Source organism: Terriglobales bacterium, from assembly GCA_035764005.1.
Classification (GTDB): Bacteria; Acidobacteriota; Terriglobia; order Terriglobales; family Acidobacteriaceae; genus Gp1-AA112.
Map to the genome: position 1 here is coordinate 1 of DASTZZ010000093.1, position 16,771 is coordinate 16,771.

General features: G+C 56.6%; 9 protein-coding genes. 6 read left to right on the forward strand and 3 right to left on the reverse strand.

The window, feature by feature from the left end; translation table 11 throughout:
* From VFU50_14800 to VFU50_14825, 6 genes are all read left to right on the forward strand, one after another.
* Positions 1 to 1,435: ATP-binding protein (locus tag VFU50_14800; protein HEU5234130.1), on the forward strand; the 1,435-nt coding region annotated here is incomplete at its 5' end.
* 808 nt (positions 1,436 to 2,243) lie between these two features.
* A complete protein-coding gene (locus VFU50_14805) occupies positions 2,244 to 2,993 on the forward strand; it encodes a GntR family transcriptional regulator (GenBank protein HEU5234131.1) in 750 nt (249 codons plus the stop codon).
* 272 nt (positions 2,994 to 3,265) lie between these two features.
* Positions 3,266 to 6,778, forward strand: a complete 3,513-nt coding sequence (locus VFU50_14810; protein HEU5234132.1) for a carboxypeptidase regulatory-like domain-containing protein — start codon at positions 3,266 to 3,268, stop codon at positions 6,776 to 6,778.
* Positions 6,779 to 6,965: 187 nt separating this feature from the next.
* Positions 6,966 to 7,961 (forward strand): hypothetical protein, encoded by a 996-nt coding sequence (locus tag VFU50_14815; protein HEU5234133.1) that lies wholly within the window; start codon positions 6,966 to 6,968, stop codon positions 7,959 to 7,961.
* A gap of 285 nt (positions 7,962 to 8,246) precedes the next feature.
* The gene (locus tag VFU50_14820) at positions 8,247 to 8,996 is read left to right on the forward strand and encodes a GntR family transcriptional regulator (protein HEU5234134.1); all 750 of its coding nucleotides are present in this window, start codon (positions 8,247 to 8,249) and stop codon (positions 8,994 to 8,996) included.
* 128 nt (positions 8,997 to 9,124) lie between these two features.
* Entirely contained in the window at positions 9,125 to 12,619 is a 3,495-nt protein-coding gene (locus VFU50_14825) for a carboxypeptidase-like regulatory domain-containing protein (GenBank protein ID HEU5234135.1), read from the forward strand.
* Positions 12,620 to 12,673: 54 nt separating this feature from the next.
* Here VFU50_14825 and VFU50_14830 read toward each other — a convergent pair whose 3' ends face one another.
* The 3 genes from VFU50_14830 to VFU50_14840 all read right to left on the reverse strand — a co-directional run bounded on the left by VFU50_14830 (position 12,674) and on the right by VFU50_14840 (position 16,583).
* Positions 12,674 to 14,920, reverse strand: a complete 2,247-nt coding sequence (locus tag VFU50_14830) for an LUD domain-containing protein (protein ID HEU5234136.1) — start codon at positions 14,918 to 14,920, stop codon at positions 12,674 to 12,676.
* A 2-nt stretch (positions 14,921 to 14,922) separates the two neighbouring features.
* The gene (locus VFU50_14835) at positions 14,923 to 15,465 is read right to left on the reverse strand and encodes an LUD domain-containing protein (GenBank protein HEU5234137.1); all 543 of its coding nucleotides are present in this window, start codon (positions 15,463 to 15,465) and stop codon (positions 14,923 to 14,925) included.
* A 257-nt stretch (positions 15,466 to 15,722) separates the two neighbouring features.
* Positions 15,723 to 16,583 (reverse strand): fumarylacetoacetate hydrolase family protein, encoded by an 861-nt coding sequence (locus tag VFU50_14840; protein HEU5234138.1) that lies wholly within the window; start codon positions 16,581 to 16,583, stop codon positions 15,723 to 15,725.
* Between the last annotated feature and the right edge of the window lie 188 nt (positions 16,584 to 16,771).

Here is a 16,771-nt window from a genome sequence, read left to right on the forward strand (position 1 = left end):
AGCGCGCTCTATCGTCGTATTCAGAAATATGGCCTCTGAGCTCGACATCTTCGGGCACGTCGTAGCACCCACTTCCCGTCGCAAAAAGAAAAAACTACTCAGCTTCGAGAAACGCCTGCTTCTTTTTGCCTTGGGAGGCGGACTCTTCCCGCTCGGCGTCTGCGAGCTTCTGATCTGGCTGGGAAACTATTCCTCACAAACGCAGTGGACTCTCACGTTTTTTCTCGTGCTCGGCTGGCTGATCGCTGCTTTTGCCATCCGCGCACAGGTGATCCGCCCTCTGCAGACGCTCTCGAACATGGTGGCGGCGTTACGCGAAGAAGATTTCTCCTTCCGCGCGCGCCGCGCCAGCCGCAACGACGCGCTCGGCGAACTGGTCCTGGAAATCAATTCCCTTTCTGACACACTGCAGGGCCAACGCCTGGGATCGATGGAAGCCGTCGCACTGCTCAAAAAAGTGCTGATGGAGATCGACGTCGCAGTATTTACCTTCGATCCTCAGCAGCGGCTGCGCATCGTGAATCGCGCGGGCGAGCAGCTCATGGCGATGACTGCCGAGCGCATGCTCGGACGCACCGCCCAGGAACTCCATCTCGGCAGCCTGCTCGGACACTCCGGGGGACGTACGCTGCGCATGAGCTTTCCCGGACGGGAGGGCCGCTGGGCGATCCAGCAAACATCATTTCGGGAACGCGGCGTCCCGCATCAGCTTCTACTCATCTCCGATCTGAGCCGCGCGCTGCGGGAAGAAGAGCGCCAGGCGTGGCAGCGATTGATCCGCGTCCTTGGACACGAACTCAATAATTCACTGGCGCCGATTAAATCGATTGCGGGAACGCTGCGCTCGCTGGCCGCGCGTCCAAATCGCCCGGCAGACTGGAACCAGGATGTCGAGCGCGGCCTTGAGGTCATCGAGAGCCGCGCGGACGCGCTCAGCCGCTTCATGCAGGCCTACACCAAGCTCGCTCGCCTGCCGGCTCCCACGTTCAGCAAAGTTCAAATCGGCGATCTGGTCCGCCACGCTTCAGGATTGGAAGCGCGGCTTCCGGTCGAGGTCGTGGCCGGGGACGAGGTCTCGCTGGACGGCGATCCAGATCAGCTTGAGCAGCTGCTGATCAACGTCGTCCGCAACGCGGTCGACGCCTCACTCGATCCCTCAATCCGCACGCCGGGCTCGGTCCAGATCGGCTGGGACGTGAATGGACAATCCGTCGAAGTCTTCGTCCGCGACCAGGGCCCCGGACTGCTCAACAGCAACAACCTATTCGTTCCGTTTTTCACCACGAAATCAGGCGGCAGCGGCATCGGCCTGGTGCTGAGCCGGCAAATCGCCGAGGCCCATGGTGGGACGCTGACGCTGGAGAACCGCAAGGACATTCGCGGCTGCCAGGCGACGCTGCGACTGCCGCTGGACTCTCACGCCCCTCCAGGCTGAGCCGACGCGGCCCGAAACCACAAATTTAACTTTCGCTGTAAACAGCGTAATTAACAGCGTAAATCCGAGCTCGATGGTCAGATTTTGCGGTTTTCTGCCCATTTTTCTCGAAAAGTCGCAAAGTTAACAGCGAAACAAAAACGGGGAACAGCGAAAGATCACCGTAAACATCCTTGTGCGACGGCAGATGCAATCCGGATGGCTTGCATTTAAGCCCTACCCGACCACGATCAGTATCGAAGCCCGACCACATGCAGGAAGCTCCCGATAAGAGTTGCCAACATCAGTTTCGGCAGGCAGACCAACGCCAGTCTTTTGATGATCTCAGCCACCAGCTTGACTTTGTTTTTTACGCAAGCCGTTCGCTCCGCGCCAAGGAACCGAGCCCGCGCTAACAGACTTTGTCGAAAATAGGTCCCGCTGCCTCAGCTGCGGAAAAAATGCGCTCGCGACCGAGGAACGGGACCGGCGCCGGTAGGGGCCGGTTCTGAGATTGTTACGATGCTACGCGGAGGGGTAGCCGCGTCTGTTGCGGCAGCGTTCGTGTGCAAATCACCGCAGTATCGTTGTATTCGGAGTTCGCCTTTCGGCGCCTTCCGACCCCGGCTACCGCCGGCGGTTCTGTTTTGCATTTTCCGCAGCTTGTTGGTTCCACAAGCCTGGCATCGCTAAGTCGGTGATCAATCCCAGCCTGCTCGACCCTGCTCGCGGCCTGTTCGTCAGATTTGTCTTGACTACGCGATTGGCGGGGATGTAGAAAACCACGTCTAGTTGTCTAGACTTTTTCGAGAGCTTGACTGAACCGATCATGCTTGACCGGCAGAGTGCCGTTCCCCTTTATTACCAGATCCAACAGTTCCTGTTGAACGAGATCCATTCTGGCGCTTTCAAGCCGGGCCAGGCAATTTCTTCTGAGCAGGAAATTTCCGCTCGCATGAAAGTAAGCCGGATGACGGTCCGGCAGGCGCTCAAGTCGCTGTGCAGCCAGGGCATCCTCTACAGCGAACGGGGAAAAGGGACATTCGTTTCAGCCATCAAGCTGGAAAAAAATTTTCGCAACGTTTTGTCGTTCAGCGAAGAGATGACCAAGAGCGGGTCGCGGCCCAGTTCGAGCGTGCTGTCTTTCGGAATTGAACAACCCGACATGAAGGCGGCGAAAGCTTTGCGCATTGGCGCCGGCGAAGGGGTGATCAGCTTGCGGCGGCTGCGCCTGGCAAATGAAATTCCTATGGCAATCGAGTGGACTCACCTTCCGGTCAATCTTTGTCCAGACCTGCTGGAGACATTCGACCCCCATACCTCGCTCTACGAAAGGCTGGCGCAGCAGTACGGCATTCATATCGCTGTAACCGAGGAAGTGGCAGAAGCGGCCGTAGCAAACGCCGAGGAGTCAAGGCTCTTGCAGATCAACAAGGGCAGTCCAGTCTTTCACTTCGTACGCACTTCCTACCTTCGCGATGGCAGGCCCGTGGAATACGTAAACTCGACTTATCGCGGCGACCGCTACCGGCTCGTGAACCGGCTGACCGCAGATTCGGAGAAAGAGAGATTACGTTGAATCCTGCGGTCTGTGCGATTTCGAACCCACTCGTTCCGCCGTCGAGAGGCAAACACTGGGGTACTCACTGCGCAGGTCCCTGAGAGGTGGGCTGTCGTTGAGCCAGGCAACGTTTCCGTAATTGGTTGGCAATAGAGCTACTTAGCCGAGATTTTGGTTTGACAATGGCAATTTTGAGCAAATAGGATTCGGCGATTCAAGCAATCGGCGATTGAAAACAAATTTCCCGCGAGGTGCGAAACGCGGGCTTTCATCTCAAATGGAGGAGCAAAATGCGTGTGTTATCCCGTTTAGGAATCTTAGCTGCGCTCTGCTGCTGGCTTGCATGTGCCGCGATTGCGCAGGAAATTACCGGGAGTATTGCCGGGACTGTTAAGGATCCGCAGGGTGCCGTTGTTCCCAATGCGACCGTAACCATCACCAATACAGATAAGAGTGCCGTTGTGCGCACGGTAAAGACCGGAGCAGGCGGCGAGTTTGCTGCCCCACTGCTGCCCGTCGGACACTATTCATTCGCAGTAGACGCTCCGGGCTTTCAGAAGTTTCAACAGACCGGAATCACGCTCAACCTGGGCGACCACCTCACTTTCTTCCCCGCCCTCAAGGTTGGCGCCTCGACAGAAACCGTGGCTGTAGAAGCCAATGCCGCACAGGTTAACCTGCAGTCCGTGGAAGCATCAGGACTGATCAGCGGAACCCAGGTTCGAGAATTGGCTTTGAACGGCCGCAACTGGGAGCAATTAGTAACGCTCGTGCCAGGCGTCTCCGACGCGGGACAGTCCGACCAGCTATATGTTGGCGCTTTTGCTCCTCAGGGAACCAATCTGGTGACCTTTTCGATCAACGGCGGCCGCCGCGAGGAAAACAACTACATGATCGATGGCGCCGACAACATCGATCGTGGCTCGGGATTGACTTTGCTCTCATTCCCCAGTGTGGACGCGATTGGCCAATTTCAGGTGATTCGAGGCCAGTATGGTCCGGAGTATGGCCGAGCGGCCAGCGGCCAGGTAAATGTCATTACCAAATCCGGCACCAGCAACCTGCACGGCAGCCTTTATGAGTTTGTGCGCAACGACGTCTTCAACGCAAACAACTACTTCACCAAAAGGACTCAATTGGGTAATGGCCAACCGAACAAACCGCCGGTGCTGCGCTACAACGACTTCGGCGGCACAATCGGCGGGCCGGTTTGGATCCCGAAGCTCTACGAACAAAAAGACAAAACTTTCTTCTTCTTCTCCGAAGAGGCGAGGAGAAATCTTACTTTTTCCAATCCTGTCGCAACGGTTCCTACCGCAGGCATGCTGACCGGCCAATTCCTGCATCCTGTCTGCGTTGCCTTTGATGCGAACAACAATTGCACCACTACTGGGACCTCCATCTCGACGATCAATCCAATCGCTCAGGCGTACATCAAGGATGTCTTTTCGAAGTATCCACAGCCCAATAACCCAGCGGTGAATCCTTTCAGCCTGATTTCAAGCGTGCGCGGAATCTTCAATTTCCGCGAGGAGATCTACAAGATCGATCACACCGTGAACTCCAGGCTATCTTTCAGTGGCAAAATCCTGCGTGATTCCATTCCAACTCGTGAATCGGGCGGACTGTTTACTAATCTCCCGCTCGACAACGTAGGCTCGACTAACACGAACTCGCCAGGGCATAACTATACAGTTCGCGCGACGATTACTTTGAGCCCTACCTTCCTGATTGAGCCAGGGTATGGCTACTCTTATGGCGCGATCTTGAGCACACCCAATAATCTTCTGAACGCGAAGAACTCGCCAGACGTTGCGAGCTCTCTCAACGGAGTGCTTCCGTTCGCTACTGTTCTGGGTCGCATTCCGAATTTGACTCTCGCAGGCGGAACTGGCCCTCAGACCTTTGGCCCCTATAACGACTACAACATCAACCATAACGCTTTGGTAAACGTCACCAAGGTGCACGGCAGCCACTCCATTAAGTTTGGAGCCACTTACTACCATTACGAGAAGCACGAAAACGCGGGCAATGGAAATCAAGGCACTTTCGCCTTCAATAACAACGGTGTGCAGACAGGAGCACTCGATTTCGAGCAGGCTTGGGCTAACTTTCTCCTTGGGCAAGTCGGAACGTTCTCGCAAAGCTCTCTCGATCTGACTGCTGATATTCTCGACAATCAATTCGAGTACTATGCGCAGGACACATGGCGCATGAAGCCGAATTTGACTCTCACTTATGGCTTCCGCCACTCATTCTTCCGCCAACCGACTTCGGCTAACGGGATCATGGAGAACTTCTATCCGGGTGCGTACGATCCATCGAAGGCTCCCTGTATTTTGTCCAACGGTAAAATCGACGTGACCAAGAGCGCCACCGGAACACTCACCAGCGCCTGCAATCCGAATTACGATCCTCTGAATGGCTACATCTTCGCCCCTGGACAGGCACCGGCGGGAGTCACAGGCCACGTCTCTCCATGGGGCAGCAAAATGGGTCCGGAGTACAATCTCGCGATTGCACCTCGACTGGGCGTCGCCTGGGATCCGTTTGGCAAAGGTAACACTTCGATCCGCGCAGGCTATGGCATGTTCTATGACAGCGGAGACATCTTCGGAAACGCAGAAAATGATGTCTTCACTGGCATCGGGTATCAGAACAACGTTTCCTTCCCGAACGTGACCTTCCAGAGCCCTACGGGAGGGCAGCCAATTCCGTCAACGGGAATCACGGCCAATATCACTCAACTGCAGTCGCGCATCGACACAAACTACAAGTCGCCGTACACGCAGCAGTGGAGCCTGGATGTGCAGAACCTCTTAAAATCGGGTTGGCTTCTGGACGTAGGCTACTACGGACAGAATGGCATTCACCTGCCCGGATTTTTCGACAACAACCAACCGGCCCCGAATGCGTTCCGCCAATGCACGGATGCTACTCCGTGTATGAGCGGCCCGAACAAAATCAGCTTCGGTGCTGTACCTGTCGTCACCAGTGCCAACACTAACGGGCTGAATGCCCTGCGGCCATTCATTGGATACTCCGGCGGCAACGCCGTTCGTGGTATCTACACCGAGAACTACAACGGACTGCAGACGCAACTGCAGAAGCAATTCACCGGCAACACAATGGTCAATGTCTCCTACACCTGGAGCCATGCCTTAACCACCTATATCGCGGACCGCACAACCGGCAGCATCATGCCGGTGCAGGGAAACCTTCGCGACAATAACTATGGTCCTGGAATCGGAGATCGACGTCACGTTTTCACTGCAAACTTTGTCTGGGATCTTCCCTGGCTTAAGAACCAGGAAGGATTCGTAGGTCACGTGCTGGGTGGCTGGGAATTTTCCGGCATCCAGACCTTCCAGACTGGTCTGCCCGGGAACGTAACGCAGGCAGTTGCCGATCCTACTGGCGCAGGTTGCCTGGGCCCGTCTCCTTGCTCATTGCGCCCCAACCAGACCGGTGATCCAAACGCGAATGCACCCAATACTTTCGCGAAATGGTTCAACACCTCTGCGTTCTCGACGCCGTCTTCGACGCAGACCACGCCACCGTCAGCTCGTCCGGGCGCAGTACGGTTGCCGGGCTTCTGGCGCTCTGATCTTGGATTATTCAAAAATTTCAAGGCAACTGAGCGGTTCACGTTCCAGTTCCGCGCAGAGGCCTTCAACGCCTTCAACCACACCAATCCGATCTGCTGCGCGTCATTCACGAGCACGAACGCCTCGTCCTTTGGGGTAATTACTTCGGCGCGTGATCCTCGCACTTTGGAATTGGGAGCGAAGTTCTTGTTCTAGTCATCGAAGATTTACTCGGCCCACCGGAAACGGTGGGCTTTTTTTATCGAACACCCAGATTCGTGAGGACTGGATCTCGCGCGAAAAAAGGCGAGAAAATACAGCAAGAACGTACTCAACGTCCGTTCGTACACCGGCGGATTCCTCAGGCACGCGAACGCGCAACGCCGCTTCGGAAGTATCAATCATGAAAATCGGGCGACTTGGAACAGTTTTCATCCTGAGCTGCAGCTCACTGGTGACAGTTGCATCGGACTTGCCGAGAGCAGCCGATGCCTCGAGAAGCGTTTCCTTTGCAGAAATCTTCAGCCATTCCGACGATTGGACATTCCGGGAATGGGAAAATGGATTTCTCGTAGGCCTCGATCAACGCGAGAGCGGGGCCTCCGCAGTCGTCGGTTACGACAGCACAGGCAGGATGGCCCTCAAAACCTCGATCAAGTATCCCGGAGCGGACGATATCGCTCTGACATCAGCGACATTCGATACAGCTAAGCATTTGATCGTTGCCGGCGGCAGTTCCAATTCTGAGGGTGTGGTCACCAACTTCATCGCCCAGGTGCACGAAGATGGTTCCATCGAGCAGCTTCTGCGAGTAAATCCTTTCGTCGTTCGACAACTATGCTCAGCGGAACCGGGAAAGGTGTGGGCAATTGGCAGTGAAAGAGATGCGGACCGATTCGCCGCCTATCCGATCCTTCGCGAGTTTGGTTTGCGACGGGGACAATTGCGAACCGCAATTCCAAGAAACACTACGAAACTGGCAAGTCAAGGCCGATACGGTAACGATACGATGCTGCGCTGCAGCAAAACCGCAGTGGTCCTCTACTCCTCAACCACGGGCGAACTATTCAAATACGATTTGAGGAAAGACATTTTGCAGTCGTGGAAAATTACTCGTTTTGATTTCTACTCCATTCGTGCAACCGGCCTGGGTATCGATGATAGTGGACAGATTTTCGCAAGCTTGCATCGCCTGCCCACAAAAACGGCACACCTCCAAACCGGTCTTTACGTGCTCAACATCGGACAGGATGGAAACGCAAACTGGGAACCTATACCGGGAACTGTCAGTTCTGACTCTGTGGTAAAGCTTCTCGGAGTAGAACACCATACTCTGGTTTACATGCCGGATGCTCGTGATCCGCTAGCCACGACTGTATTTACGCCGATCAAACGTTAAAACAGTCGGGATCCTACCCTGCTGGCTTCAATCGTTCGGCTCGATGACGATGTCGTTCAGCAGTCCGCACAATGAGCACTGCCCTCCCCTTTTCCGCCCAACGCGGAGGTGCTCCTGGCTGAAGATTCCACGGCGACGAGCATTCATAGGCGCCCCGCATCTTCCGCTCGTTGTCTATTGATGGATCCACAGATTCTTCTTGACCTCTTCATCCCAGCAGATGTAGAACACAAGGTCTAGTTGTCTAGACGTTTTCTGGTCACTCCGAACGACTGAAGTCCCCAAATGCTCGACCGGCAGAGTGCGGTCCCGCTTTACTACCAGATTCAACAGTTCTTGCTGGAGCAGATCCATTCCGGCGTCTTCGAACCTGGCGAGGCGATCTCGTCGGAGCAGGAGATCTCTGCGCGATTCCGCGTAAGCCGCATGACTGTGCGGCAGGCCCTCAAATCGCTGTGCGATGAAGGCGTGTTGTACAGCCAACGTGGCCGGGGAACGTTCGTTTCCCAAGCCAAGTTGGAGAAAAATTTTCGCAACGTCCTCTCGTTCTCCGAAGAGATGAGCAACAGCGGATCGCGGCCCAGTTCGAAGGTGCTCTCTTTCAGCATTGTCCCCGCCGATGTCAACACGGCGGAGGCCCTCAGGATCAAGGCGCAGGACAACGTAATCAGCTTACGGCGATTGAGGCTCGCGGATGAGATCGCAATGGCGATTGAGTGGAGCCACATTCCTGTGCATTTTTGCCCGGATTTGCTGGGCACATTCGATGCTCGCACTTCGTTGTACGCGACCCTGGCCGAGCGGTACGGACTCGAGATTGCCATTACGGAAGAGGTTGCAGAAGCTGCTGTCGCAAATGCGGAAGAGGCGCGGCTTTTAGAGATTCGCAAGGCAAGCGCGGTCTTCCGTCTTGCACGGACGTCTTACCTCCGCGATGGCAGGCCTGTGGAGTATGTGAACTCGATCTATCGTGGCGATCGTTACAGGATCGTTAATCGACTAAGCGCTCAAGGCAAGAAAGAGAAGGTTGGTTGAGTTGTATCCCTTCGAAAGGAATGGGATGGATTCGAAGGTTTCGGAAGAAGGTGTCGGGTCCTCAATTGAGGTACCTAAACAAGACCATACAGAAGCAATTCGAGGTTGCTTCGAGTGAAGGAGGAATTATGCGTTTCAAAGTGTGGTGTTGCACTGCGCTGTGGATGATGTTTGCTGTTGCCTGCGCTGCCCAGGAGATCACCGCAGATATGCGTGGAACGGTTTACGACCAGTCAGGCGCGGTGGTCAGCGGCGCTACTGTTCACATCCTCAACACTGATCGCAATATCACCGAGCGCACGATTAAAACCGGCGCCGATGGCGCCTACAACGCTCCGGTGCTGCCGATCGGTCGTTATCAGATCAGGGTCGAGGCTCCCGGGTTCTCGCCTTATGTCGCCAACGATATCGTCTTGAACCTGAATGACCGCCGCGTCTACGACATCAGGCTCAAAGTCGGAACGGCGCAGCAGGAGGTGACGGTTACCGAATCGCCGATCCAGGTCAATCTGCAGGACAACACTTCAGCCGGTCTGATGAACGGAACGCAGATTCGCGAACTCTCCGTGCTCTCGCGCAACTTCGTGCAACTGGTCACATTGATGCCGGGTGTATCGCAGAACATCGCCACCGACCAGTTCTATGCAGGAGCTTCAAATCCAACCGGCTCGTCGAACCAGATCAACATCGTTGTTAACGGTCAGCGGCCTTCGCAAAACAGTTGGCTCATCGATGGAGCTGAGGATCTGAACCGCGGTTCCAATCTGACACTCTATGCGTATCCCAGCATCGATTCGATCGCGGAATTCAAGGTGCTGCGCGCAAACTTCCTTCCTGAGCACGGACGCACCTCCTCCGGCGAAGTCAGCGTGGTAACCCGTGGCGGGACCAACAGTTTCCATGGCTCGGCATACGAGTTCTTCCGCAACGACAAGCTGAACGCGAATAATTACTTCACGAATCTCGCCAAACAACCGCGTCCGCCGTTGCGCTGGAACGACTGGGGTTTCACCATCGGTGGCCCCATCAAGAAAGACAATACGTTTTTCTTCTATTCTCAGGAGTGGCGCCACTTCATTATTTATCCGACCTTCCCACAGAGTGCTGAGTTGCCGACTACGGCCGAAATGGGCGGCACGCTCCCGTTCCCGGTTTGTGTGTCATATAGCTACGACCCCACCACCGGCAATCCTCAGTGCACTTCGACGTCGAACACAGTCGGCAGCATCAATCCGGTTGCCGCAGCTTATGTGAAGGATATTTATTCAAAGCTTCCGGCACCCAACGTCACGTTAAAAGCCTGCCCGGGTCAGCTCTGCGGTCTTATCGGCACCGGGAAGAATCTCTACTACTATCGTGAAGAAGCCGCCCGACTCGATCACAACTTTGGTACTCGGCTCGCGGTCTTTGCCCGTTACTCCGATGACTCCATTCCGACGCAGGAGGCAGCCGGTTTGTATAACGGCAGCTATGCGCTACCCGATGTAGCGACAACACAGAGCAACACGCCGGCGCACATCTTTGCTGCCCACGCGACGGCAACGCTCTCGCCGACTTTGTTGAACGATGCCGGCTACAACTACTCGTGGGGCGGCATTACCAGCGATGCAATCGGCCTGGCCTTGCAAGCCAACTCGCCGGATATCAAACCGACGTTGCCTTTCGCCACCGTCTCCCACGTGGTTCCATCAGTCTCGATTACCGGCATGCAGGGAATTTCGGCGACCGGCCCTTACTACTCCTACGACAGGGATCAGACCGCGTTCGACACGCTGACCAAGATCGTGGGACCGCACTCGTTGAAGTTTGGCGGCAGTTTCAACTACTACGATCACAACGAAAGAGGACCCAACTACCCCAGCTTCAGCATCAATAATCGCGCCAACTGCGTGACCGGGATCTCGCCGGCAAACTGTGCTACGGCTGACAATACGCCGGAACAGGCATGGGCGAATTTCCTGGTCGGCAACGTGGTTTCGTTCTCCGAGGCGCAGCAGGCTCTGCCATATCTCTACAACGAGAAGATGGTCGAAGCCTTTGCCCAGGATGAGTGGCGCATGCGTCCCAATTTCACTGTCGATTACGGTGTGCGCTGGACCATCTATGGCGCGCCGCAATCTACGAACAACCTGACCAGCACCTTCGATCCGCAGCTTTACGATGCCTCGAAGGCTCCCGCCATTAATCCCGCGACCGGCAAATACTTCAGCGCCATCGATCCGCGCACGCTGCCGGGATACATTCAGACAGGAAAGAACTCACCATGGGGGCAGGCTGTCTCGGCCACGCTCTGGAAGAACATTGCGCCGCGCTTCGGCTTTGCCTGGGATCCGACGTCGGCCGGCAAAACCAGCATTCGCGGTGGATTCGGTCTGTTCTATGGAACCAACTCCATAGACAACCAGCTCTACAGCCAAACTTCCAACCCCGGGGTCTCCCCGTCGGCGGGAGCGTTCACGAACACGAGCCTCTCAAATCCGGCGGTCGTAGCAGGTTCGTTGACAGCAACCACGACTACTACTCCACCATTCATCTATGGACCAAACCCGCTTTTCTGGAAGCTTCCCTACACCGAGAGCTTCGATCTGGATGTTCAGCAGCAGCTCAGCAGCAGCACGATGATTGATATCGGTTACTACGGCAATCTCGGGCGGCACCTGATGGGCGGCGTCGACGTCAATATGCCTCAGCCGCTCGCGTTCCAGAATATTCCGGGATACTGCTCGCAGTACCCGGCCGGATCGGAATGCTATTTCCAGGCATCGCAGTGGCGCATGCTCAACTACGTCCGCCCATATCGCGGATTTGATGCGATTAACGAATGGACTTCGGCTTTCACTTCCTCTTACAACGGTCTGCAGGCTCAGTTCCAAAAGAGGTTTACTGACAGCTCACAGATCGTGCTGAATTACACCTGGTCGCATGATCTGACGGATGCATCGGAAAACTTCCGCGGCGCCGAGAACACCTACAACCTCAAGCGCGATTGGGGCAATTCGGTGTTCGATCGCCGACATGTGTTCAGCGCAACTTACGTGTACAACCTGCCATTCTTCAGAAATCAGCACGGCATCATCGGCCACGCGTTGGGAGGTTGGGAGCTCTCGGGCGTCGTGAATTGGAGCACTGGCATCCACTACGATTTCAGCACCGTAAGCTGCAACGAGGATTACCTCGGCCTCGGCACCTGCGGTAATACCTGGGCGGGCGATCCACCTGACCAAATCGCCGATCCCAACATCGGCGCGCCGAACACGGTGTCGCAGTGGTTCAACCCGGCGGCGTTTGCCTACACGGGTTGTACTGCTGCCAATCCGAAGTGCTCACCCACAAACACACCTGGGTTTGTTCCCCCTCTGCGGCAGGGCAGCGCGAGGCGTGGTCAAATCCAGGGCCCAGGAATTTTCCGCTGGGATTCCTCGGTCTTCAAGAACTTCAAAATTACGGAGCGCGTGAACACGCAGTTCCGTGCTGAGTTCTTCAATGCCACCAACCACACGAATTTTGCGGAAGGTGCGCCAATCAGCGGGCTGAGCACGTCGTTGAACAGCAGCGCATACGATCAGATTTTGAATGCCCGCGATCCTCGCAACATTCAGTTGGCGCTGAAGGTGAACTTCTAGCCAGGCACCATTTAGAAAAGTACTCGGGCGCTGGAGAATCCAGCGCCCTTTTTATTAAGCCTTTATGATTGCGCCGAGTAATTCCATCGGATGGAACACCGTCCGCTGCAGCCCGGCGTGAAGCTGTTCCTGACACGAGATGCCTGTAGCTACGAGTGTTCGCGCTCCATCCGCTTCCGCAGCTCTTACCTGATTGAAGAGGTCTTCTCCGACAGCCATGCTCAGTTCGTAGTAGTCCTTTTTGTAGCCGAAACTGCCGGCCATGCCGCAGCACTCAACTCGGGAGGTGGTTACGTCGAATCCGGCGGCGCGGAGCAGGGCTTCTGTCGGTTCGGCTGCGCTGATGGTTTTTTGCTGGCAGTGGCTGTGGTAGAAGAGCCTCGTTCCCAGTGGATGGCTTGAGGCGGGGAAGAAGTCGGCGGCCTCGAGATTGCGCTCCTGCAGCATGCGCCACAGGTACTCGACGGCTTCGAAGCTGTGGGCGCGGATTTCCTCGAACGCATTGCGATCGAGGAAGTGGCGGTTGTCGAGGCGGAACATCGCCAGCGCGCTCGGTTCGATTACCACGATCTCGCGGCCTTCGCGGATGTACTTCAGCAGAATCTCGCTCGTCTGTTGCGCCTGCTTCCTGGCGGTTTGAATCAGTCCTTGCGAGAGTGAAGCGCGTCCGTCGGCTGAGACTTCGGTCAGCACTACGTCGAGGCCGACTGCGCGGAAGACTTCGATGACGGCGATTCCCCTTTCGGGAGAGCCGTAGTTGGTAAAGATGTCAGGAAATAGCGCGATGCGTCCGCGATGAGCTGGAGCTTTTGCCGGCGGAAGCTTGCGAGCGGCTTGGACCAGAGTTTGTGAAGCGAAGGGCGGGAGTTGGCGCCTCTGATCGACTCCGGCGATGCGCTCCATCATCGCGCGGCTGCCGGGCAGCTCGTTCATCCAGTTGGAAAGCGGAGCAAGGCGTGATCCCCATTTCCCAAAAAGGTCATAACGGCCGAAGAAGATCTTTGCTACCGTGGCTTTATCGGCGGCTTCCGCGCTGAGAGCCTTTTGCAGGAAACCGGCAGAGGCCGCAGCGTCGATCTGGTTGATGCGCTCGCGCAGATTCGAATTGAGCCATGGAATATCGATGCGCACCGGGCACTGATTCACGCAGCGCGTGCATCCGGTGCAGAGTTCGTTGAAGCGCGCTTTGAGCAGATCATTTGTGCCTGCCTCCCACGAGCCGCCAATGCCGCCTGAGTACGTCTCACCTCCAAAGGCGTGTCCGCCTACGGTCTGGAAGTTCGCGCACGAGTTCAGGCATGCGGCGCAGCGAATGCAGTAGAGAGCTTCGTGCAGCACGGCGTCTTCGCGCATGCGCATGCGGCCGTTATCGATGAGGACCAGATGGAACTCGCGCTTCGCGCCTGGACGGTCGGACAGCACCGGCGCGGCGGTGAGCGGAGGAGTGAGGACGCTGGTGTACGAGGTTAGGCCTTGGCCCGTGGAACTCGGCGCAAGCAGCTCGAGAAAGATCGCGAGATCGCGGCGCGATGGAAGGACCTTCTCGACTCCGGCGATCGCGATGTGCAGCGGCGGCACATACGATGTGAGGCGAATGTTGCCTTCGCTTTCGACCAAGACAATGCTTCCCGTATCGGCAGTGACGAAGTTGGCGCCGGAGACGCCGGCATCGGCGTTGAGGAACTTCTGACGAAGAATCTCGCGGGCGAAGCGCGTGAGCTCTTCGCCGGTATCGAGCGGCGAATCGGTCTGGAACCTGCGCTTAAACAGCGCCGTGATGCGTTCGCGGCTGTAGTGAATCGCCGGCCCTACGACGTGCGAGGGCTGCTCGTCTGCGATCTGCAGAATGAATTCCGCAAGATCGGTTTCGGCGACTTCGATTCCCGCTGCTTCGAGGTGATGGTTGAGATGGACCTCTTCCGAGGTCATGCTCTTGCCCTTCACCAGCAGCCGAACCTGGTGCTCGCAGCAGACTTGCGTGATGTAGCGCGAAGCTTCGTTTCCGTCCTTTGCCAGAAAGAAGTGGCCGCCGTTGCGCTTCACGCTCGCCTCTACCTGCGCGAGAAGCTGGGGCAGGCGCGCGATCGCATCTTCTTTAATGGCTCGCGCGCGATCTTTGAGCGCGTTGTAGTCGGGAATGACGGCGACTGCTTCATAGCGTCCGTTGTTGAACGTCTGTGTGTTATGCCGCACCGCCGGGCTCTCGATGTCGAGAGCCATGCGAATGGCTTTTAGCATCGCCGACTTCTGGCTTTTGTCGGCGACCGATCGCGGCGAAATGGCGGCAGCAGGTGTGGACACTTCTACTCCAGAATAATCACGTGCAGCTTGTGCGGGCCATGTACGCCGCGCACCAGCGGTCCCATGTCGGCTGTAGCGCTCGGCCCGGTGATGAAGACGAAATTGCGGGTGAGCCCTTTGCCGCCGAAGCGGTTGGGATCGAAGATCTCCGCCGGCCGTTCGACGATGGTTGCGGCAGCGACGACCGCAATGTGCAGCCGAGCAAGCAGGCTGATCGCGCCAGAGTATGCATGATCGACGGTCACGCATACTGATCCGGTGCGCGCGACCGCAGCGAAGGCGTCGGTGATTCCCACATCGCAGGCCGCGAGTTCCGCTTTGGAACGAGCAGTGACGATGCCCGGCAAGCGATAGACTTCGGCGAACAGCTCGGCAGGCAAATCGAGTGGGTCGGCGATAGCGATGCGGCCCTTTGCCATTCGTGGTACAGCGGACGCGAGCGCGCCGGCTGCCGCCGGCACGCGCTCCACCGTCGCCGCGGCGGAACGTGCTGCGGCTTCGAACTTGGCGATCAAATCGTGTTGTGTGCCAACGGCGGAGCTCATGCCAAGGTCATCGTAACTCTAACGTGGAGCCGGCCGCCCTCGAGGCCGGGTGTTTAGTTTTCGCATTGTCATTCCGAGCGGATGCTCGCGCGTGCTGTTCGCGCGGGCAGGAGAGAGGAATCCCTTACCACATCACAACCATCGTTTGTATAAGTTCATAGAGATTCCTTCGCCAAAACCTGGCGTTCGGAATGACAAGATGAAACCAAAAAACCGGCCGAGGGCTGCCGGCTCCACGTTGCCCATCTGAAACCGCATCAGTTCCTCGATTGATCCGCCACCACGGGATTGCGCAGCGTGCCGATCTTCTCGATCTCGATCACGATCTCTTCTCCGGCGCGCAGCCAGCGCTGCGGGTTACGGCCTAGCCCAACTCCCGCCGGTGTTCCAGTGCTGATGATGTCGCCGGGTTCGAGCGTCATCCCGCGCGAAAGGTATTCGATCAATTCCGGAATGCGGAATATCAGTTCGCGCGTATTGGAGTGCTGCAGCGTTTCGCTGCCGATGCTAAGACGAATGTCGAGTGCGTGCGGATCGGGAACTTCGTCTGCGGTCACGATGTGCGGACCGATCGGCGCGAATGTGTCGAAGCTCTTGCCCAGCGTCCATTGCGAGGTGGCGAGCTGCACATCGCGCGCGCTTACGTCATTCACAATGGTGTAGCCGAAGACATAATCCTGCCAGTTCGAGGTCGATACGCGCTTCGCGCGCTTGCCGATTACGACCGCGAACTCGGCTTCATAGTCGGGCTTCTGTGTCGCGGAGAGCACGATCGGTTCGCCTGGTCCGATCACTGCATTCGAGAACTTCGCAAAAACCGTCGGTACCGATGGAATCTCCATCTTCGACTCGATGGCGTGGTCGCGATAGTTGAGCCCGATGCAGAGAATCTTCTGCGGACGCGGAATGGGAGCGGTGAGGTGCAAGGATTCGAGCGGTATCAGATCGCGCTTTGAAGCGCTGGCCGCGACATGCTTCACGTGCTGATGTACATCGCGGCCGGCTGCGATGAAAGAAACCGCGTCATCGTAACCAACGTCCGCTAGTGGGAAAACTCCGCTGCCGCTGAGAATGCCGGCGCCAGTGTGTCCGCTGTGTTTAAAACTTACGAGTCGCATCGATTGCTCTGTTGTGGTGGCTGTTGTTGAACTCTGTAATCTCGCGACAGCACGACCCTCGCGACAGCACGACTCGTTAGTAAAACAAAAACCTCTCTCACGATGGAAGTTTTACCCGCTAAATGCCGTGTTTTCCGCGTGTCCATTTCATATTGCGAAATGGGGTTCAGGATTTCGTTGTACTGCTT